The following is a 19,341-nucleotide window of genomic DNA, read 5'->3' as shown; positions in this document are numbered from 1 at the left end:
GCTTACTTGACGATCTTGGCCACGACGCCGGCGCCGACGGTACGACCGCCTTCACGGATGGCGAAACGCAGGCCTTCGTCCATGGCGATCGGGGCGATCAGGGTGACGACCATCTTGACGTTGTCGCCCGGCATGACCATCTCGACGCCCTCCGGCAGTTCACAGGTACCGGTCACGTCGGTGGTACGGAAGTAGAACTGCGGACGGTAGCCCTTGAAGAACGGGGTGTGACGACCACCCTCTTCCTTGGACAGCACGTAGACTTCGGCTTCGAAGACGGTGTGCGGGGTGATGGTACCCGGCTTGGCCAGCACCTGACCACGCTCGACCTCGTCACGCTTGGTGCCGCGCAGCAGGGCGCCGACGTTCTCGCCCGCACGACCTTCGTCGAGCAGCTTGCGGAACATCTCGACACCGGTGACGGTGGTCTTGGTGGTGTCCTTGATACCGACGATCTCGACTTCTTCGCCAGCCTTGACGATGCCGCGCTCGATACGACCGGTGACCACGGTGCCGCGACCGGAGATGGAGAACACGTCCTCGATCGGCATCAGGAACGGCTGGTCGATGGCACGCTCCGGCTCCGGGATGTAGTCGTCCAGCGCCTTGATCAGGTTGGCCACGGCGGTGGTGCCCATGCCGTTCTCGTCCTCACCGTTCAGCGCCATCAGCGCGGAGCCGGTGATGATCGGGGTGTCGTCGCCCGGGAAGTCGTACTCGTTGAGCAGCTCGCGCACTTCCATCTCGACCAGCTCGAGCAGCTCCTCGTCGTCGACCATGTCGGCCTTGTTCAGGAACACGACGATGAACGGCACGCCGACCTGACGCGACAGCAGGATGTGCTCGCGGGTCTGCGGCATGGGGCCGTCGGCAGCGGAACAGACCAGGATGGCGCCGTCCATCTGCGCCGCGCCGGTGATCATGTTCTTGACGTAGTCGGCGTGCCCCGGGCAGTCGACGTGGGCGTAGTGACGCTTCTCGGACTGGTACTCGACGTGGGAGGTGGCGATGGTGATACCACGCTCACGCTCTTCCGGAGCGTTGTCGATGGAGTCGAACTGACGCCATTCACCGCCGAAGACCTCAGCAGAAACGCGAGTCAGGGCCGCAGTCAGAGTGGTCTTGCCGTGGTCGACGTGACCGATGGTGCCGACGTTGACGTGCGGTTTGGAACGTTCGAATTTTTCCTTAGCCACTTCGATAACCTCTTTACGTTTGCTAGCGGTTAGCCTTTCTGGTTGATGACGGCTTCAACGATGCTGGAGGGCGCCTCTTCGTAGCTCGCGAACTCCATAGTGTAGCTCGCACGCCCTTGGGTCTGGGAGCGCAGATCGGTCGCGTAACCGAACATCTCGCCCAGCGGCACCATTGCGCGGATGACCTTGCCGGAGGAAGAGTCATCCATGCCCTGCACCAGACCACGGCGACGGTTCAGGTCGCCCATGACGTCACCCATGAAATCCTCGGGCGTCACGACCTCGACCCTCATCACCGGCTCCAGCAGCACGGCCTTGGCCTTGCGGGCCCCTTCCTTGACAGCCATGGAAGAGGCGACCTTGAACGCGTTCTCGTTCGAGTCCACGTCATGGTAGGAACCATCGTACAGCGTGACCTTGACGTCGATCATCGGGTAGCCCGCGATGACGCCGTTCTGCAGCTGCTCATAGGCCCCTTTCTCGACGGCACCCACGTACTCCTTGGGTACCACACCGCCGACGATCTCGGAGGCGAACTTGAAGTGCATTTCTTCGTCGCCTTCCTTGTCCGCCTCGGTGAGCGGCTCGATACGCAGCCAGACATGACCGTACTGGCCACGACCGCCGGACTGACGCACGAACTTGCCTTCCTGCTCGACCTTGCCGCGAATGGTTTCGCGGTAGGCGACCTGCGGTTTGCCGATATTGGCCTCGACCTTGAACTCGCGACGCATGCGGTCAACGATGATGTCGAGGTGCAGCTCGCCCATGCCGGAGATGATGGTCTGGCCGGTCTCCTCGTCGGTCTTGACGCGGAACGACGGGTCCTCCTGGGCCAGCTTGCCCAGCGCCACGCCCATCTTCTCCTGGTCGGCCTTGGATTTGGGCTCCACGGCCACGGAGATCACCGGCTCGGGGAACTCCATGCGCTCGAGAATGATCTTGTTCTCGATGTCGCACAGGGTATCACCGGTGGTGACGTCCTTGAGGCCGATACAGGCGGCGATGTCGCCCGCCCGCACTTCCTTGATCTCTTCGCGCGAGTTGGCGTGCATCTGGACGATACGGCCGACACGCTCCTTCTTCTGCTTGACCGAGTTGAACACGCTGTCGCCGGAGTTGAGCACACCCGAGTAGACACGGATGAAGGTCAGGGTGCCGACGAAAGGATCGGTGGCGATCTTGAAGGCCAGCGCGGCAAAGGGGGCGTTGTCGTCCGCTTCACGCGTCTCGATGGTGCCGTCCTTGTCGTCCAGCTCACCCTCGATGGCCTTGACCTCGGTGGGCGACGGCATGTACTCGATGACCCCATCGAGCACCGCCTGCACGCCCTTGTTCTTGAACGCCGAGCCGCAGGTGACCAGGACGATCTCGTTGTCCAGGGTGCGGCGGCGCAGGCCGGCCTTGATCTCCTCGACGGACAGCTCGCCCTCCTCGAGGTACTTGTCCATCAGCTCTTCGGAGGCTTCGGCTGCGGCCTCGACCATCTGCTCGCGGTACTCCTCGGCGGTTTCCTGGAGCTCGGCCGGAATGTCGACCAGCTCGTAGTTCATGCCGAGGCTCTCCTCGTCCCACAGGATGGCCTTCATCTGGATCAGGTCGATGACGCCCTTGAACTCCTCCTCGGTGCCCCAGTTGATCTGGATCGGCACGGCATTGGCGTTGAGGCGCTTCTTGAGCTGATCGACGACCATGAAGAAGTCGGCGCCGGTGCGGTCCATCTTGTTGACGAACACCATGCGCGGCACTTCGTACTTGTTGGCCTGACGCCATACGGTCTCGGTCTGCGGCTGCACGCCGGAGGAGCCGCACAGCACCACCACGGCACCATCCAGCACCCGCAGCGAACGCTCGACCTCGATGGTGAAGTCGACGTGCCCGGGGGTGTCGATGATGTTGATGCGATGCTCGTCGAACTGCTTGTTCATGCCCTGCCAGAAGCAGGTGGTCGCCGCGGAGGTGATGGTGATGCCACGCTCCTGCTCCTGCTCCATCCAGTCCATGGTGGCGGCGCCGTCATGGACCTCGCCCACCTTGTGGGAGAGACCGGTGTAGAACAGGACACGCTCGGTCGTGGTGGTCTTGCCGGCATCGACGTGGGCGACGATGCCGATGTTGCGATAGCGGTTGAGTGGAGTCTTGCGAGCCACGGTGGAACTCCCCGTTGATTGGCGATGCGTTGAGAAGCGCTGCACTTAGAAGCGGTAGTGCGAGAACGCCTTGTTGGCTTCTGCCATGCGATGCACGTCTTCACGCTTCTTGACCGCAGAACCCTTGCCCTCGGCGGCATCGAGCATCTCGCCGGCGAGACGCTGCACCATGGTCTTCTCACCGCGCTTGCGCGCCGCGTCCACCAGCCAGCGCATGGCCAGTGCCTGGCGACGTGACGGACGAACCTCGACCGGCACCTGATAGGTCGCGCCGCCGACGCGGCGGGACTTCACCTCGACCATCGGCTGGATGGCTTCCAGCGCGCGATCGAAGATCTCCAGCGGCTCTTCCTTGCTACGCTCGGCAACCGTGTCCAGCGCACCGTAGACGATACGCTCAGCTGTGGACTTCTTGCCGCTGACCATCAGGTGGTTCATGAACTTGGCCAGGCGCTCGCTTCCGAACTTGGGATCCGGCAGGATCTCGCGCTTGGCTACTACTCTTCTTCTAGGCATGACAAGCCCTCTATCGAAGGGTCTTTCAGGCAAACCCGGAACTCCCGCCTCTGGCGACGTCCGGCCTTACTCTTATCAGACCGAAATGGATGTCGTTAACGTACCGAGGCCGATCAGGACTTCGGACGCTTGGTGCCGTACTTGGAACGGCCCTGCTTGCGGTTCTGCACGCCGGAGGTATCGAGGGCGCCGCGCACGGTGTGGTAACGCACACCCGGCAAGTCCTTGACACGACCACCGCGGATCAGCACGACGGAGTGTTCCTGCAGGTTGTGACCTTCACCGCCGATATAGGACGAAACCTCGAAACCGTTGGTCAGGCGCACGCGGCAGACCTTACGCAGGGCCGAGTTCGGCTTCTTCGGGGTGGTGGTGTAGACGCGGGTGCAGACACCGCGCTTCTGTGGGCAGGCCTGCAGCGCCGGCACGTCGCTCTTGGCGGCGGGGCGCTTGCGCGGCTTGCGCACGAGCTGATTGATCGTTGCCATGTTGTGTAGCTGACTCCAATGGTTGCCTTGCCTTTTCAGCGGACGCGGGCGCACCCACCCCACTATTAAAGGCTGCGAATTCTAAGGTCTAACGGGGTGGGGCGTCAAGCGATTGGGCTTCCCCGCGCCTGACGCCCCGCACCGCCTACAGCTCGTCGTCGTCCGAATCGAGCGCGGTGAGCTGGGCGCCCAGTTCCTGCTCGACGTCGAAGGCCGACGGGTGGAGCAGGCGCTCGGTGTCCTCGCGCTTGCGGCGACGCTCCTGGTGGTGAGCCAACCCGGTTCCCGCCGGGATCAGGCGACCGACCACCACGTTCTCCTTGAGGCCACGCAGGAAGTCGCGCTTGCCGGTCACCGCCGCCTCGGTCAGCACCCGCGTGGTCTCCTGGAAGGAGGCCGCGGAGATGAACGACTCGGTGGCCAGGCTGGCCTTGGTGATGCCCAGCAGCACACGCTGGTACTTGGCCGGGAACTTCTCGGCCTTCTCCAGGCGGGCATTCTCCTCGAGCACCTTGACCAGCTCGACCTGGTCACCCGGGATGAACTCGGAGTCGCCGGCATCGGTGATCTCCACCTTGCGCAGCATCTGACGCACGATCACCTCGATGTGCTTGTCGTTGATGCCCACGCCCTGCAGACGGTAGACCTCCTGGATCTCGGCGGTGATGTACTTGGCCAGCTCCGCCACACCCAGCAGCCGCAGGATGTCGTGCGGGTTGCTCGGGCCGTCGGAGATCACCTCGCCCTTCTCCACCGTCTCGCCTTCGAAGACGGCGATCTGGCGCCACTTCGGGATCAGCATCTCGAACGGATCGCTGCCGTCGTCGGGCGTGATCGCCAGGCGGCGCTTGCCCTTGGTTTCCTTGCCGAAGCTGATGGTACCGCTGACCTCGGCGAGGATGGCCGGCTCCTTCGGCTTGCGCGCCTCGAACAGGTCGGCCACCCGCGGCAGACCGCCGGTGATGTCCTTGTTGCCGGACGCCTCCACCGGGATACGCGCAACGATCTCGCCGATGCCGATCCGGGCGCCGTTGTCGACCGAGACGATCGCCTTGCCCGGCAGCAGGTACTGCACCGGGGTGTTGGAGCCGGCCACGCTGATCGGCTCGCCGCTCTCGTCGGTGAGCAGGATCATCGGGCGGCTGTCGCGGCCGGCCTGCGGGCGCGCCGCGGATTCGATCACCTCGATGGAGGAGAGGCCGGTCATCTCGTCCACGCTGCGGTGGATGGTGACGCCGTCGACCATGTCGACGTACTGCACCTTGCCTTCCTGCTCGGCGATGATCGGGTGGGTGTGCGGATCCCACTTGGCGACCATCTGGCCGGCCTCGACCGCGTCGCCATCCTTGATCGACAGCTCGGCGCCGTAGGGCAGCTTGTAGTACTCGCGCTCGCGACCGTGCTCGTCGGCCACCGCCAGGGCACTGGAGCGGGACACCACCACCAGCTTGCCGTCGTTGCGCTCGACGAACTTCATGTTGTGCAGCCGCACCCGGCCGCCGTGCTTGACCTGGACGCTGTCCACTGCGGAGGCGCGCGATGCGGCGCCGCCGATATGGAAGGTCCGCATGGTCAGCTGGGTGCCCGGCTCACCGATCGACTGGGCGGCGATGACGCCGACCGCCTCGCCGATGTTGACCTGGTGCCCGCGGGCCAGGTCGCGGCCGTAGCAGGAGGAGCAGACCCCATGGGTCGACTCGCAGGTGATGGCGCTGCGCACCACGATCTCGTCGACGCCCATGGTGTCGAGGCGCTCGCACCAGACCTCGTCGAGCAGGGTGTCCTTCTCGATCAGCACCTCGTCGGTGCTGGGGTCGATGACGTCCTGGGCCACCACCCGGCCGAGCACGCGCTGCGCCAGCGAGACGATGATGTCGCCGCCCTCGATGACCGGGTGCAGGGTCAGGCCCTGCTCGGTGCCGCAGTCGGTCTCGGTGATCACCATGTCCTGCGCCACGTCGACCAGGCGACGGGTCAGGTAGCCGGAGTTGGCGGTCTTGAGGGCGGTATCCGCCAGGCCCTTCCGCGCGCCGTGGGTCGAGATGAAGTACTGCAGTACGTTCAGACCCTCGCGGAAGTTGGCCACGATCGGCGTCTCGATGATCGAGCCGTCCGGCTTGGCCATCAGGCCACGCATGCCCGCCAGCTGGCGGATCTGCGCGGCGCTGCCGCGCGCCCCGGAGTCGGCCATGATGAACACGCTGTTGAACGAGTCCTGCTCGACCTCGTTGCCCTCGCGATCGACCACGGTCTCCTTGGAGATGCCCGCCATCATCGCCTTGGCCACCTTGTCGTTGGCCTTGGACCAGATGTCGATGACCTTGTTGTACTTCTCGCCGGCGGTGACGAGGCCGGAGGAGAACTGGTCCTCGATCTCCTTGACCTCGGCCTCGGCCGCCTCGACGATCTCCGTCTTGGCTTCGGGGATGACGAAGTCGTTGACGCCGATCGAGGCGCCCGACCAGGTCGCCATGCGAAAGCCGGTATACATCAGCTGGTCGGCGAAGATGACGGTCGGCTTGAGGCCGGCACGACGATACACCTCGTTGAGCAGCTTGGAGATCGCCTTCTTCTTCATCGGCTGGTCGACCAGCTCGAAGGGCACGCCGTCGGGCAGGATGCGGAACAGCATGGCGCGGCCCACGGTGGTGTCGTAGAGCGTGCGCGCAGTGCTGCGCTCGCCGGTCTCCTCGTCGACGAGGACCTCGGTCAGCCGCACCTTGACCCGGGCGTGCAGCGACACGCTCTGGGTGCCGAAGGCGCGCTCGACCTCGTTGAGGCCGGAGAACACCATGCCCTCGCCCTTGGCGTTGATCTTCTCGCGGGTCATGTAGTAGAGACCCAGCACCACGTCCTGGGACGGCACGATGATCGGATCCCCGTTGGCCGGCGACAGCACGTTGTTGGTGGCCATCATCAGCGCCCGCGCCTCGAGCTGGGCTTCCAGCGTCAGCGGCACGTGCACCGCCATCTGGTCGCCGTCGAAGTCGGCGTTGTAGGCGGCACACACCAGCGGGTGCAGCTGGATCGCCTTGCCCTCGATCAGCAGCGGCTCGAAGGCCTGGATGCCCAGGCGGTGCAGGGTCGGCGCACGGTTGAGCAGCACCGGGTGCTCGCGAATGACATCGGCGAGGATGTCCCATACCTCGGGCAGTTCGCGCTCGACCATCTTCTTGGCGGCCTTGATGGTCGAGGCCTGGCCGTTGGCCTGCAGCTTGGAGTAGATGAACGGCTTGAACAGCTCTAGCGCCATCTTCTTGGGCAGGCCGCACTGATGCAGGCGCAGGGTCGGGCCGACCGTGATGACCGAACGCCCCGAGTAGTCGACGCGCTTGCCCAGCAGGTTCTGGCGGAAACGCCCCTGCTTGCCCTTGATCATGTCGGCCAGCGACTTCAGCGGACGCTTGTTGGAGCCGGTGATGGCCCGGCCGCGACGACCATTGTCGAGCAGTGCATCGACCGCCTCCTGCAGCATGCGCTTCTCGTTGCGCACGATGATGTCCGGTGCGTTGAGGTCGAGCAGACGCTTCAGGCGGTTGTTGCGGTTGATCACCCGGCGATACAGGTCGTTGAGGTCGGAGGTGGCGAAGCGGCCACCGTCCAGCGGCACCAGCGGGCGCAGGTCGGGCGGCAGTACCGGCAGCACCTCCATGACCATCCACGCCGGGTCGTTGCCCGAGTTGAGGAAGGCCTCGAGCAGCTTGAGCCGCTTGGAGAGCTTCTTGATCTTGGTCTCGGAGTTGGTCTGCGGGATCTCCTCGCGCAGGCGATCGACCTCCTCGGAGAGGTCGATGTCCTTGAGCAGCGCCTGGATCGCCTCGGCGCCCATGCGCGCGTCGAAGTCGTCGCCGAACTCTTCGAGGGCCTCGAAGTACTGCTCGTCGTTGAGCAGCTGGCCGCGCTCCAGCGTGGTCATGCCCGGGTCGATGACCACGAAGCTCTCGAAGTAGAGCACCCGCTCGATGTCGCGCAGGGTCATGTCGAGGAACATGCCGATGCGCGACGGCAGCGACTTGAGGAACCAGATGTGCGCCACCGGGCTGGCCAGCTCGATGTGGCCCATGCGCTCGCGGCGCACCGCCGCCTTGGTCACCTCGACGCCGCACTTCTCGCAGATGATGCCGCGGTGCTTCATGCGCTTGTACTTGCCGCACAGGCACTCGTAGTCCTTCACCGGACCGAAGATCTTGGCGCAGAACAGCCCGTCCCGCTCCGGCTTGAAGGTGCGGTAGTTGATGGTCTCGGGCTTCTTGACCTCGCCGTAGGACCAGGAGCGAATCATGTCCGGAGAGGCGAGCGAGATCTTGATCGCGTCGAACTCTTCGGACTGTGACTGCGATTTGAGGACTTTCACCAAATCTTTCATGGAGTCGGCTCCTAGCTCTCTAACTCGATATCGATGCCCAGCGAGCGGATTTCCTTCACCAGTACGTTGAAGGACTCCGGCATGCCGGCATGCATGGTGTGGTCGCCGTCGACAATGCTCTTGTACATCTTGGTGCGACCTTCCACGTCGTCGGACTTCACCGTGAGCATCTCCTGGAGGGTATAGGCGGCGCCGTAGGCTTCCAGCGCCCACACCTCCATCTCGCCGAAACGCTGGCCGCCGAACTGCGCCTTGCCGCCCAGCGGCTGCTGGGTGACGAGCGAGTAGGAGCCAGTGGAACGGGCGTGCATCTTGTCGTCCACCAGGTGGTTGAGCTTCAGCATGTACATGTAGCCCACCGTCACCGGGCGGTCGAAGGCGTCACCGGTACGCCCGTCGTACAGGGTCATCTGGCCGGAGTCGGGCAGGTCGGCCAGGCGCAGCAGGTGCTTGATCTCGCCTTCGGCGGCACCGTCGAACACCGGCGAGGCCATCGGCACGCCGCCGCGCAGGTTCCTGGCCAGGGCGATGATCTCGTCGTCGGCCAGCGAGTCGAGGTCCTCTACCCGCGTTCCCGTGGTGGTGTTGTAGACCTGCCCCAGGAACTCGCGGATCTCGGCCACCTGCTGGGCACGGGCATCGCGCAGCAGGGCGTCGATCTTGACCCCGAGCCCCTGCGCGGCCAGCCCCAGGTGGGTCTCGAGGATCTGACCCACGTTCATGCGCGACGGCACCCCCAGCGGGTTGAGGACGATGTCCACCGACACGCCGTTGTCGTCGAAGGGCATGTCCTCGACCGGCATGATCGCCGAGATCACGCCCTTGTTGCCGTGGCGGCCGGCCATCTTGTCGCCCGGCTGGATGCGACGCTTGACCGCCATGTAGACCTTGACGATCTTGAGCACCCCGGGCGCCAGGTCGTCGCCCTGGGTCAGCTTGCGTTTCTTGTCCTCGAAGCGCTCCTCCATCTCCTTGCGACGATTCTCGAGCTGCTCGTCGGCCTGGGCCAGCAGCTCGTTGAGCGACTCGTCCTGCAGGCGCAGCTTGAACCACTGCTGGCGCGGCAGCTCCTCGAGGTAGCTTTCGGAGAGCAGGTCGCCCTTCTTCAGCTTGGGGCCGCCGTTGACCGGCTGGCCGGCCAGCGTGCGCTTGAGGCGCTCGAAGGTGGCGTCCTCGGCGATGCGGTAGGTCTCCTGCAGGTCCTTGCGCACCTCGTCGAGCTGCATCTGCTCGATGGCCAGGGCCCGGGAGTCCTTCTCGACGCCGTCGCGGGTGAACACCTGCACGTCGATGACCGTGCCCTTCATGCCGGTCGGGGCGCGCAGCGAGGTGTCCTTCACGTCGGAGGCCTTCTCGCCGAAGATCGCCCGCAGCAGCTTCTCCTCGGGGGTCAGCTGGGTCTCGCCCTTGGGCGTGACCTTGCCCACCAGGATGTCGCCCGGGCCGACCTCGGCGCCGATGTAGACCACGCCGGCCTCGTCGAGCTTGGCCAGCGCCGACTCGCCGACGTTGGGGATGTCGGAGGTGATCTCCTCCGGCCCCAGCTTGGTGTCGCGGGAGACGCAGGTCAGCTCCTGGATGTGGATGGTGGTGAAGCGATCCTCCTGCACCACGCGCTCGGAGAGCAGGATCGAGTCCTCGAAGTTGTAGCCGTTCCAGGGCATGAAGGCGATGCGCATGTTCTGGCCCAGGGCCAAGTCGCCCATGTCGACGGACGGACCGTCGGCCAGGATGTCGCCACGCGCGACCACGTCACCGGGGCGCACGATGGGGCGCTGGTTCATGCAGGTGTTCTGGTTGGAACGCACGTACTTGGTGAGGTTGTAGATGTCGACGCCAGCCTCGCCGCCGATGATCTCGTCCTCGTTGATGCGTACCACGATGCGCTTGGCATCGACCGAGTCGATCACCCCGCCGCGACGCGCCACGGCGCACACGCCGGAGTCGCGGGCCACGAAGCGCTCCATGCCGGTCCCCACCAGCGGCTTCTCGGCGCGCAGCGTCGGCACCGCCTGGCGCTGCATGTTGGAGCCCATCAGGGCACGGTTGGCGTCGTCGTGCTCGAGGAACGGAATCAGCGCCGCCGCCACGGAGACGACCTGGCGCGGCGACACGTCCATCAGCGTCACCTGCTCGGGACGCATGAAGGTGGTCTCGCCCTTGTGACGCACCTGGACCAGGTCGTCGACCAGCTTGCCCGACTCGTCGACGCTGGCCGAGGCCTGGGCGATGACGAAGTCACCCTCCTCGATGGCCGAGAGGTGTACCACCTCGTCGGTCACCTGGCGATCCACCACCTTGCGGTAGGGCGTCTCGAGGAAGCCGTAGCTGTTGGTGTGGCTGTAAGTGGCCAGCGAGTTGATCAGGCCGATGTTCGGGCCTTCGGGGGTCTCGATCGGACACAGGCGACCGTAGTGCGTGGCGTGAACGTCGCGCACCTCGAAGCCTGCCCGCTCGCGGGTCAGGCCGCCCGGGCCGAGCGCGGAGACGCGGCGCTTGTGGGTGACCTCGGAGAGCGGATTGTTCTGGTCCATGAACTGCGACAGCTGGCTCGAGCCGAAGAACTCCTTGACCGCCGCGGCGACGGGCTTGGCGTTGATCAGGTCCTGCGGCATCAGGCCTTCGCTCTCGGCCATGGAGAGGCGCTCCTTGACCGCACGCTCGACGCGCACCAGGCCTACGCGGAACTGGTTCTCGGCCATCTCGCCGACGCAGCGGATACGACGGTTGCCCAGGTGATCGATATCGTCGACTTCGCCGAAGCCGTTGCGGATGTAGATCAGCTCCTTGAGCACGTCGAGGATGTCGCGGTTGTCGAGCACGCCGGAACCGGTGTCACCCTCACGACGCAGGCGGCGGTTGAACTTCATGCGGCCGACGCCGGAGAGATCGTAGCGATCCTCGGTGAAGAACAGGTTGTGGAACAGCGTCTCGGCGGCCTCCTTGGTGGGCGGCTCGCCGGGGCGCATCATGCGGTAGATCTCGACCAGCGCCTCGAGCTGCGAACCGGTGGTGTCCAGGCGCAGGGTCTCGGAGATGAACGGGCCGCAGTCGAGGTCGTTGGTGTAGAGGGTCTCGAGCTTGGTGATGCCGGCCTGGCCGAGCTTCTCGAGCAGCTCGGGGGTGATCACGCTGTTGCACGGGCAGATCAGCTCACCGGTGCTGGAATCGACCTGATCCTTGGCCAGGGTCTTGCCGAACAGGTAGTCCATCGGCACCTCGAGGCGCTCGAGGCCGGCCTTCTCCAGCTGGCGGATGTGCTTCTGGGTGATGCGGCGCCCCTCCTCGACGATCAGGTTGCCGTCGGCATCCTTGATGTCGAAGGTGGCGGTCTCGCCGCGCAGGCGAGACGGCACCAGCTCCACGGAGAAGCCGTTCTTCTCGATGTGGAAGGTGCTGGTGTCGAAGAACTCGTCGAGGATCTCCTCGGCGCTCATGCCCAGCGCACGCAGCAGCACCGTCGCCGGCAGCTTGCGGCGACGGTCGATGCGCACGAAGACGTTATCCTTCGGGTCGAACTCGAAGTCGAGCCAGGAACCGCGGTAGGGAATCACGCGCGCGGAATAGAGCAGCTTGCCCGAGGAGTGGCTCTTGCCCTTGTCGTGATCGAAGAACACACCCGGCGAACGGTGAAGCTGGGAGACGATGACCCGCTCGGTGCCGTTGACCACGAAGGTGCCGTTCTCGGTCATCAGGGGGATCTCCCCCATGTAGACTTCCTGCTCCTTGATGTCCTTGATGGCCTTGTTCGAGGAGTCGCGATCATAGATGATCAAGCGAACCTTGACCCGCAGGGGCGCGGAGTAGGTGACGCCACGCAGCTGGCACTCCTTGACGTCGAACGCCGGGGTGCCGAAGCGGTAGCTGACGTACTCGAGCGCGGCATTGCCGGAGAAGCTCTCGATCGGGAACACCGACTTGAACGCCGCGTGCAGCCCCACCTCGAGGCGCTCCTCGGGTGAGCGGTCCTGCTGGAGGAAGTCGTAGTAGGAATCAAGCTGGATCGCCAGCAGGTAGGGCACATCCATCACTTGGGGCAGTTTGCCGAAATCCTTGCGGATGCGTTTTTTCTCAGTGTATGAGTAAGCCATCTGTATTCCCCAGCTTGTTCACCATGGGTGACCGATGCGTGGTCGGCGCCGCCCGGCGGACCTCCCCGCCAGGCGCTGACGGCAAGCTCCACAGGGGTAGCTCGCCGTCGGGATTCTGCTAGCGACGCTGCGTCAGCAAGGCGCTAGTGCAACAGAAAAAGGCCGGCGGCGGGAAGGCCCGCCACCAGCCGTGGAAGCTTACGCAGCGCGTGAAGCCATGGAAACCAAGGGGTTACTTGAGTTCCACAGTCGCGCCGGCTTCTTCCAGCTTCTTCTTGGCTTCTTCTGCCTCGTCCTTGGACATGGCTTCCTTGATGGTCGCCGGAGCGCCGTCGACGGCACCCTTGGCTTCCTTCAGGCCCAGGCCGGTGATCTCGCGAACGGCCTTGATCACGTTGACCTTCTTGTCGCCGGCGCTGGTCAGCACCAGGTCGAACTCGGTCTGCTCCTCGGCAGCACCGGCGTCACCGCCGGCAGCCGGACCGGCCACGACGGCGGCAGCGGCGGACACGCCGAACTTCTCTTCCATCGCTTCGATCAGCTCGACGACTTCCATCACGGACATGTCGGCGACGGCGTTGATGATGTCTTCTTTGGTCAGTGCCATTTCGGTATTCCTAACTTTGCGGGAGCCTCGGCGCACCGAGCGCTCTGTTCAGTGTTCGATTCAGGCTGCAGGAATGAGTTCGCCGTTCAGGCGGCCTGTTCCTGCTTCTGGTCGCGCAGCGCGGCCAGGGTGCGAACCAGCTTGCCGGCGGAAGCCTCCTTCATGACGGACATCAGCTTGGCGATGGCCTCGTCATAAGTCGGCAGGGTCGCCAGACGGTCGATGTCGCTTGCCGGGATCAGCTCGCCTTCGTAGGCCAGCGCCTTGACTTCGAAGTTCTTCTCGTCCTTGGCGAAATCCTTGAACAGGCGGGCGGCAGCGCCCGGATGCTCGGTGGAGAACGCCAGCAGAGTCGGACCAACGAAGCTCTCGTTCAGACACTCCCACTGAGTGCCGGAGAGGGCGCGGCGTGCCAGGGTGTTGCGAACAACACGCAGCTGCACACCATTCTCGCGCGCCTGCTTGCGCAGGCCGGTCATCTTCTCGACCGTGACGCCACGAGAATCGGCAACGACGACGGAGAGGGCGCCCTTGGCGGCTTCACTGACCTCGGCAACGATCGCCTTCTTGCCTTCGAGTGCTAGTGGCACAGTGATCACTCCTTCGTGCCGGAACCGCTTGGGTTCCGGGGGTTACCATCTCTTCCGCCAAACGTCGACGGAAGTCCTGGGTGATGGTGCTCACCAGCGTTCTGGCGGCCACACCATCTGCGCAGGCATCCCCTAGGGGAGATTAAGCCGCCCACTCGAAAGAGGGCGGCACCTGCGGTCTTTGACGGCGCCCCTCGCACCCTGCCAGGCAGGACCTCGGGGACCGCAAAGTTCTTGCACCTGCTTCCGCTCCGCGCCCTTAGACCAGCGCGGAGTGATCGAGGGTCAGGCCCGGGCCCATGGTAGTGGACAGGGTGACCTTCTTGAAATAGATACCCTTGGACGTGCTCGGCTTGAGACGCTTGAGGTCGGCGATCAGCGCTTCCAGGTTGCCCTGGATGGCGGCCGCGTCGAAGTCGACCTTGCCCAGGGTGGTGTGGATGATGCCGTTCTTGTCGGTACGGAAGCGCACCTGACCCGCCTTGGCATTCTTCACCGCCGTGGCCACATCGGGCGTCACGGTACCGACCTTGGGGTTCGGCATCAGGCCACGCGGACCCAGGATCTGGCCCAGCTGACCGACGACGCGCATGGCGTCCGGCGAGGCGATGACCACGTCGAAATCAAGCTGGCCCTTCTTGACCTGCTCGGCCAGGTCGTCCATGCCGACGATGTCGGCACCAGCTTCCTTGGCGGCATCGGCATTGGCACCCTGGGTGAACACGGCGACGCGCACGTCCTTGCCGGTTCCATTGGGCATCACGGTAGCGCCACGCACCACCTGGTCGGACTTACGCGGATCGACGCCCAGGTTGATGGCGACGTCCAGCGACTCCTTGAACTTGACGGTGGAGAGCTCGGCGAGCAGGGCCACGGCCTCTTCCAGGCTGTAAGCCTTGGAGGCATCCACCTTTTCGCGAATCATCTGTGCGCGCTTGGAAAGCTTGGCCATGATCAGAGACCCTCCACGTTCAGGCCCATGCTGCGGGCGCTACCGGCAATGGTACGCACCGCGGCGTCGAGATCGGCAGCCGTCAGATCCGGCTCCTTGGTCTTGGCGATCTCCTCGAGCTGCTCGCGGGTCACGGTACCGACCTTCTTCTTGTTCGGCTCACCGGAACCGGACTTGATGCCAGCCGCCTTCTTCAGCAGGACGGCCGCCGGCGGCGTCTTGGTGATGAAGGTGAAGCTGCGATCGGAATAGACGGTGATCACGACGGGCGTCGGCAGACCCGGCTCGATGTCCTGGGTCGCGGCGTTGAACGCCTTGCAGAACTCCATGATGTTGACACCGTGCTGGCCCAGCGCGGGACCCACGGGGGGGCTCGGGTTGGCCTTGCCGGCTGCAACCTGCAGCTTGATGTAAGCCTGTACTTTCTTGGCCATGTGTAGACTCCAGTTGGGTAGTAGCGCCTCGCGGCTCCCCGGGTTAAACGGCCACCGAAGTGGCCGCACAGCAAATCAGCGGTCGAGAAGCGTCACTCCTTCTCGACCTGGGAAAACTCCAGCTCGACCGGCGTCGCCCTGCCGAAGATCAGCACGCTGACCTGCAGGCGACTCTTGTCGTAGTTGACCTCTTCGACCACCCCATTGAAATCGGCGAAGGGGCCGTCGACGACACGCACGGACTGACCCGGCTCGAACATAGTCTTGGGCCGCGGCTTGTCGCTGCCGTCCTTCACGCGCCGCAGGATGGCATCGGCCTCGCGCTGGGTGATGGGCGCCGGCTTCTCCTTGGTACCGCCGATGAAGCCCATGACGCGGGGCGTCTCGTTGACCAGGTGCCAGGTCGCATCGTCCATCTCCATCTCGACCAGCACGTAGCCGGGATAGAACTTGCGCTCGCTCTTGCGACGCTTGCCGTCTCGCACCTCGACGACCTCTTCGGTCGGCACCAGGATCTCGCCGAAGCGATCCTCCATGCCATACATCTTCACGCGCTCCCTGAGGGAGCGCATGACATGCTTCTCGAAGCCCGAATAGGCGTGCACGACGTACCAACGCTTGGACATGAAAACTCCTAACCGATGACGCCGGACATCGCCCAGCTAAGTAGGGTGTCGATCAGCCACAGCATCAGCCCGACGACCAGCACGGCGACCAGCACGATGGCGGTCGTCTGGACGGTCTCGGGTCGGGTCGGCCACACGACGCGCTGAATCTCCTTCTTGGCATTCTTGGCCAGTTCAGCGAGATCCCGTCCCTTGGCGGTGGTCAGCGCCAGGGCCGCAGCGGCCACACAGAGGACGACGACACCAAGCACGCGATAGAGAAGCGCCTGGTCGGCGTAGTAGGTATTGCCCACCACCGCCATCACCAGCAACAAGACGACAACCGCCCACTTGAGCCCGTCGCGGCGCGACTCCTGCACCTCGGCGTTGTGTTTCATGAAAACGAGACTCCTCAGGGTGCGGCAATCGAGTGTTTTCGTATGAAGAATGCCAACCTGGGGAAGGTTGGCAGGCCAGGAGGGAATCGAACCCCCAACCTGCGGTTTTGGAGACCGCTGCTCTGCCAATTGAGCTACTGGCCTGTACCTGGTATGCAGCACCTCTTGCAGGCAAGCATGCACAACAGCGGGCGCCATGATAGCGGATGACTCGCCGACTGGCAACCCTTCACGGCACCATCTCGCCGCAAAGAGAAAGAAAGGCGAGCCTGGGCTCGCCTTCCGTATTGGAGCTCATGGACGGATTTGAACCGTCGACCTCACCCTTACCAAGGGTGTGCTCTACCCCTGAGCTACATGAGCGCAACCCTTTCGACACCCCCATCACGCATGACGGGAATACCTGGAGCGGGCAGCGGGAATCGAACCCGCATCATCAGCTTGGAAGGCTGAGGTTCTACCATTGAACTATGCCCGCCTACCCACTCCTTCCCACCCAGAACGACAGCCTGGATCGGCTTATCTGGTGGAGGGGGAAGGATTCGAACCTTCGAAGCTTTCGCGGCAGATTTACAGTCTGCTCCCTTTGGCCACTCGGGAACCCCTCCAGATGGCGGCTCATTCTACCGCCTGCCGAAGCCATGTCAAGGGCTTATTTTTCAGCCACTTGCCAGGACAGGCCATCGCAATGGCGCCCCCTTGGCCTCGGAACGCGCTGCATTGTGTCAAAGCAACATGGAGAATGCAAGGCCCGCCCGAATTTTTTCCAGGCTCGCCGGGGCCGGCACCCGCGGCGCGCCCGACATGCGCCCGGCTCGCTCGGCGGCGGTCAGCGGGAAGCAGGCTTCGAGACCGCCATAGACCATGTCGGGCCATACCGCATGGGGCGAATGCACGCCGCGCGCCACGACCCGGGCATCGCCTCCGGTCAGCAGCATCGGCAGGGCGACCCCCTCGCGGTCGCACACCTCGGCATAGATGCGGTTCACCGCACTGACCGCCGCCAGGTAAATGCCGTGATTCACCGCCTCGACGGTACGCCTCCCGGGCAGCAGAAGCTCCTCCGCCTCGCTGTCGGGATCGATGGCCACGTTGCGCGTGCCGAGCTTCAGGCTCTCCTTCATGAGACGCAGCCCGGGCAGGATGTAGCCTCCCAGGTGGCGGCCGCCCGGCAGCACGAAGTCGATGGTGATGGCGCTGCCGCAGTCCACGGCGCAGCAGCCACCCGCCAGCTGGTAGCCGGCCAGCACCCCCATCCAGCGGTCGACGCCCAGCCGATGGGGTTCCTCGTAACCATTGACGACACCCAGCGCCTCAGGCACCGGACGCGCTACATGCACCCCCCGCACTCGGCTCTGCAGCAGCGTCACCGTCTGCTCCAGCACCGCCTGTCGGGCCACGCTCGAGATACGCACCGCTTCGACCACGTCCAGGTCGGGAATGTCGGAGCCGGGCTTCCATTCCTCGCGGGTCCACACGGCACCGCGCGAGCGAATCTCGCTGCTGTCCGCATCCTTCAAGCGCCACTTGGAAAGCGTGTTGCCGATATCCAGGTCAAGGATCATGTACGCCCACGCACGCTGATCTCCCCTCCCCCCAGGCGCTCTCGTCGATCGCCATGGTGAATCCAGAGATTGCCCGATTCGTCCACGGATTCGGCGGTCGCCACGAGGTGTTGCTGCCCCCGCAGCACCTCGACCTCGCACCCCTGGTAGGCATGTCGTTGGTTCCACTCCGCCTGCCAGGCAGCGAAGCCGGACGCCTCGTAGCCTGCCAGCAGCGGCATCAGTTCGTCCAGCAGTTCCGCAGCCAGCCGGTTACGCGACAAGGACGGCATCTGGTCATAGACTGCCGCCACTCGCTGCTCGATACGGCTTCGAAACGTCTCGGGAAGGAAGAAATTGATCCCCATGCCGACCACGACCTCACAGGGCCCCGCCGTATCCCCGCTGATTTCGACCAGGATGCCGGCCAGCTTGCCCAGCTGCCCCTCGCCATCATCGAGCAGGACGTCGTTGGGCCACTTCAGCCTGGGGCTCACGCCATGGCGCTCCAGCACCTTGGCCAGCGCCACTCCGACTGCCAGGCTCAGCCCCTCCAGCGCGACGATCCCGGATTCGAAGCGCCAACCCACCGACAGCATCAGGGCGCGCCCCCAAGGGGTCGACCAGACTCGTCCACGCCGGCCGCGACCGGCGCTCTGCTGCTCGACCAGGCACACTTCGCCGTGCCCGGCGCCCTGTGCAAAGCGCTGGCGAATGAACTCGTTGCTGGAGGGGAGTGTTTCCTCGACGAACAGCCGGGCCAGATGCTGGCGCCCCTGCCGCGAGAGACCCGCCACGATCATGCCACCATCCAGCAGCTCCAGGGGCATGGAGAGGCGGTAACCCTGCCCCTTGACCGCCTCGAGGGGAATGTCCATTGCCTCGAGCTTCTTCAGCTGCTTCCACACTGCCGTACGGGAAACGCCCAGTCGTTCGCCCAGTTGCTCGCCGGAATGAAACTCTCCATCACTCAGCAGCCGAATGAGGTCGCCAATGGTCATGCCCTGTGCCCTAACCGGGAAAAGAGTCATTCTAGCGAACTGCCGCTGCCGCGGAAACGCATTGATCGGATAAAGAAAACCCCCGAGCGCTGCCGCACTCGGGGTTTTCGGGTGAGAGNGGGAGGCCCCTAAACGGCGAAACCCAGCCTCTTTCGAAGCTGGGTTTCTGAAAAAATGCCTGACGATGACCTACTCTCGCATGGGGAGACCCCACACTACCATCGGCGCTGAGCGGTTTCACTGCTGAGTTCGGCATGGGATCAGGTGGTTCCCACTCGCTATGGTCGTCAGGCGAAAACGGTTGGAATCATGCTGGCGTGATCGTCTCGACACGGTGCTCACCGTGCCTGCGTATCCGTCAATCTCGTGCGCAATGCGCAGACCCCTTGGGGTTATATGGTCA

At 64.3% G+C, this 19,341-nt stretch carries 14 protein-coding genes, 4 tRNA genes and 1 rRNA gene; all 19 read right to left on the bottom strand.

Annotated features, from left to right (window positions below; translation table 11 throughout):
• Positions 1 to 2: 2 nt before the first annotated feature.
• The 19 genes from tuf to rrf all read right to left on the bottom strand — a co-directional run bounded on the left by tuf (position 3) and on the right by rrf (position 19,230).
• The gene (gene tuf, locus DIS04_RS08445; RefSeq protein ID WP_111413335.1) at positions 3 to 1,196 is read right to left on the bottom strand and encodes an elongation factor Tu; all 1,194 of its coding nucleotides are present in this window, start codon (positions 1,194 to 1,196) and stop codon (positions 3 to 5) included.
• A gap of 29 nt (positions 1,197 to 1,225) precedes the next feature.
• Complete coding sequence (gene fusA / locus DIS04_RS08440; protein ID WP_111413334.1) at positions 1,226 to 3,346, bottom strand: elongation factor G; 2,121 nt, start codon at positions 3,344 to 3,346, stop codon at positions 1,226 to 1,228.
• Between the two features lie 45 nt (positions 3,347 to 3,391).
• On the bottom strand, positions 3,392 to 3,862 hold the full coding sequence (rpsG, locus tag DIS04_RS08435; RefSeq protein ID WP_010626463.1) for a 30S ribosomal protein S7: 471 nt from the start codon (positions 3,860 to 3,862) through the stop codon (positions 3,392 to 3,394).
• A 113-nt stretch (positions 3,863 to 3,975) separates the two neighbouring features.
• Positions 3,976 to 4,350, bottom strand: coding sequence for a 30S ribosomal protein S12 (rpsL, locus tag DIS04_RS08430; protein WP_010626462.1), 375 nt, complete (start codon positions 4,348 to 4,350; stop codon positions 3,976 to 3,978).
• Positions 4,351 to 4,495: 145 nt separating this feature from the next.
• Positions 4,496 to 8,716 (bottom strand): DNA-directed RNA polymerase subunit beta', encoded by a 4,221-nt coding sequence (gene rpoC / locus DIS04_RS08425; protein WP_111413333.1) that lies wholly within the window; start codon positions 8,714 to 8,716, stop codon positions 4,496 to 4,498.
• Positions 8,717 to 8,727: 11 nt separating this feature from the next.
• On the bottom strand, positions 8,728 to 12,807 hold the full coding sequence (gene rpoB / locus DIS04_RS08420) for a DNA-directed RNA polymerase subunit beta (RefSeq protein WP_111413332.1): 4,080 nt from the start codon (positions 12,805 to 12,807) through the stop codon (positions 8,728 to 8,730).
• 232 nt (positions 12,808 to 13,039) lie between these two features.
• A complete protein-coding gene (gene rplL, locus DIS04_RS08415; protein WP_111413331.1) occupies positions 13,040 to 13,414 on the bottom strand; it encodes a 50S ribosomal protein L7/L12 in 375 nt (124 codons plus the stop codon).
• An 86-nt stretch (positions 13,415 to 13,500) separates the two neighbouring features.
• The gene (gene rplJ / locus DIS04_RS08410; RefSeq protein WP_111413330.1) at positions 13,501 to 14,004 is read right to left on the bottom strand and encodes a 50S ribosomal protein L10; all 504 of its coding nucleotides are present in this window, start codon (positions 14,002 to 14,004) and stop codon (positions 13,501 to 13,503) included.
• Between the two features lie 259 nt (positions 14,005 to 14,263).
• Positions 14,264 to 14,956: a 50S ribosomal protein L1 gene (gene rplA / locus DIS04_RS08405; RefSeq protein WP_111413329.1), complete on the bottom strand. Its 693-nt coding sequence runs from the start codon at positions 14,954 to 14,956 to the stop codon at positions 14,264 to 14,266.
• 2 nt (positions 14,957 to 14,958) lie between these two features.
• Positions 14,959 to 15,390 carry a 50S ribosomal protein L11 gene (rplK, locus tag DIS04_RS08400; RefSeq protein ID WP_071943762.1) on the bottom strand — a complete coding sequence of 144 codons (432 nt, stop codon included), beginning with the start codon at positions 15,388 to 15,390 and terminating at the stop codon, positions 14,959 to 14,961.
• Positions 15,391 to 15,482: 92 nt separating this feature from the next.
• On the bottom strand, positions 15,483 to 16,016 hold the full coding sequence (nusG, locus tag DIS04_RS08395; RefSeq protein WP_111413328.1) for a transcription termination/antitermination protein NusG: 534 nt from the start codon (positions 16,014 to 16,016) through the stop codon (positions 15,483 to 15,485).
• A gap of 8 nt (positions 16,017 to 16,024) precedes the next feature.
• Positions 16,025 to 16,393: a preprotein translocase subunit SecE gene (secE, locus tag DIS04_RS08390; RefSeq protein ID WP_111413327.1), complete on the bottom strand. Its 369-nt coding sequence runs from the start codon at positions 16,391 to 16,393 to the stop codon at positions 16,025 to 16,027.
• A 68-nt stretch (positions 16,394 to 16,461) separates the two neighbouring features.
• Positions 16,462 to 16,537 (bottom strand) — tRNA-Trp (locus DIS04_RS08385).
• A 144-nt stretch (positions 16,538 to 16,681) separates the two neighbouring features.
• Positions 16,682 to 16,756, bottom strand: a tRNA-Thr gene (locus DIS04_RS08380).
• 41 nt (positions 16,757 to 16,797) lie between these two features.
• Positions 16,798 to 16,871, bottom strand: a tRNA-Gly gene (locus DIS04_RS08375).
• Positions 16,872 to 16,917: 46 nt separating this feature from the next.
• Positions 16,918 to 17,001: transfer RNA gene (locus DIS04_RS08370), tRNA-Tyr, on the bottom strand.
• Between the two features lie 117 nt (positions 17,002 to 17,118).
• Positions 17,119 to 17,958 (bottom strand): type III pantothenate kinase, encoded by an 840-nt coding sequence (locus DIS04_RS08365; RefSeq protein ID WP_111413326.1) that lies wholly within the window; start codon positions 17,956 to 17,958, stop codon positions 17,119 to 17,121.
• A complete protein-coding gene (locus DIS04_RS08360) occupies positions 17,955 to 18,938 on the bottom strand; it encodes a biotin--[acetyl-CoA-carboxylase] ligase (protein ID WP_111413325.1) in 984 nt (327 codons plus the stop codon). The genes DIS04_RS08365 and DIS04_RS08360 overlap by 4 nt, the downstream gene beginning before the upstream one ends.
• Positions 18,939 to 19,114: 176 nt before the next feature.
• Positions 19,115 to 19,230: ribosomal RNA gene (rrf, locus tag DIS04_RS08355) — 5S ribosomal RNA — on the bottom strand.
• Between the last annotated feature and the right edge of the window lie 111 nt (positions 19,231 to 19,341).

Source organism: Billgrantia lactosivorans, from assembly GCF_003254665.1.
Lineage (GTDB): Bacteria > Pseudomonadota > Gammaproteobacteria > Pseudomonadales > Halomonadaceae > Halomonas > Halomonas lactosivorans.
The sequence above is the reverse complement of the archived record's forward strand: the minus strand, read 5'-3'. Positions and strand labels throughout refer to the sequence as shown.

Bases quoted from the DNA above. Each gene is read 5' to 3' on its own strand.
- rplK (WP_071943762.1), bottom strand. From the start codon at position 15,390: ATGGCCAAGAAAGTACAGGCTTACATCAAGCTGCAGGTTGCAGCCGGC.
- rpoB (WP_111413332.1), bottom strand. From the start codon at position 12,807: ATGGCTTACTCATACACTGAGAAAAAACGCATCCGCAAGGATTTCGGC.
- rplL (WP_111413331.1), bottom strand. From the start codon at position 13,414: ATGGCACTGACCAAAGAAGACATCATCAACGCCGTCGCCGACATGTCC.
- DIS04_RS08360 (WP_111413325.1), bottom strand. From the start codon at position 18,938: ATGACCATTGGCGACCTCATTCGGCTGCTGAGTGATGGAGAGTTTCAT.
- rplA (WP_111413329.1), bottom strand. From the start codon at position 14,956: ATGGCCAAGCTTTCCAAGCGCGCACAGATGATTCGCGAAAAGGTGGAT.
- DIS04_RS08365 (WP_111413326.1), bottom strand. From the start codon at position 17,958: ATGATCCTTGACCTGGATATCGGCAACACGCTTTCCAAGTGGCGCTTG.
- secE (WP_111413327.1), bottom strand. From the start codon at position 16,393: ATGAAACACAACGCCGAGGTGCAGGAGTCGCGCCGCGACGGGCTCAAG.
- nusG (WP_111413328.1), bottom strand. From the start codon at position 16,016: ATGTCCAAGCGTTGGTACGTCGTGCACGCCTATTCGGGCTTCGAGAAG.
- rpsG (WP_010626463.1), bottom strand. From the start codon at position 3,862: ATGCCTAGAAGAAGAGTAGTAGCCAAGCGCGAGATCCTGCCGGATCCC.
- rpoC (WP_111413333.1), bottom strand. From the start codon at position 8,716: ATGAAAGATTTGGTGAAAGTCCTCAAATCGCAGTCACAGTCCGAAGAG.
- rpsL (WP_010626462.1), bottom strand. From the start codon at position 4,350: ATGGCAACGATCAATCAGCTCGTGCGCAAGCCGCGCAAGCGCCCCGCC.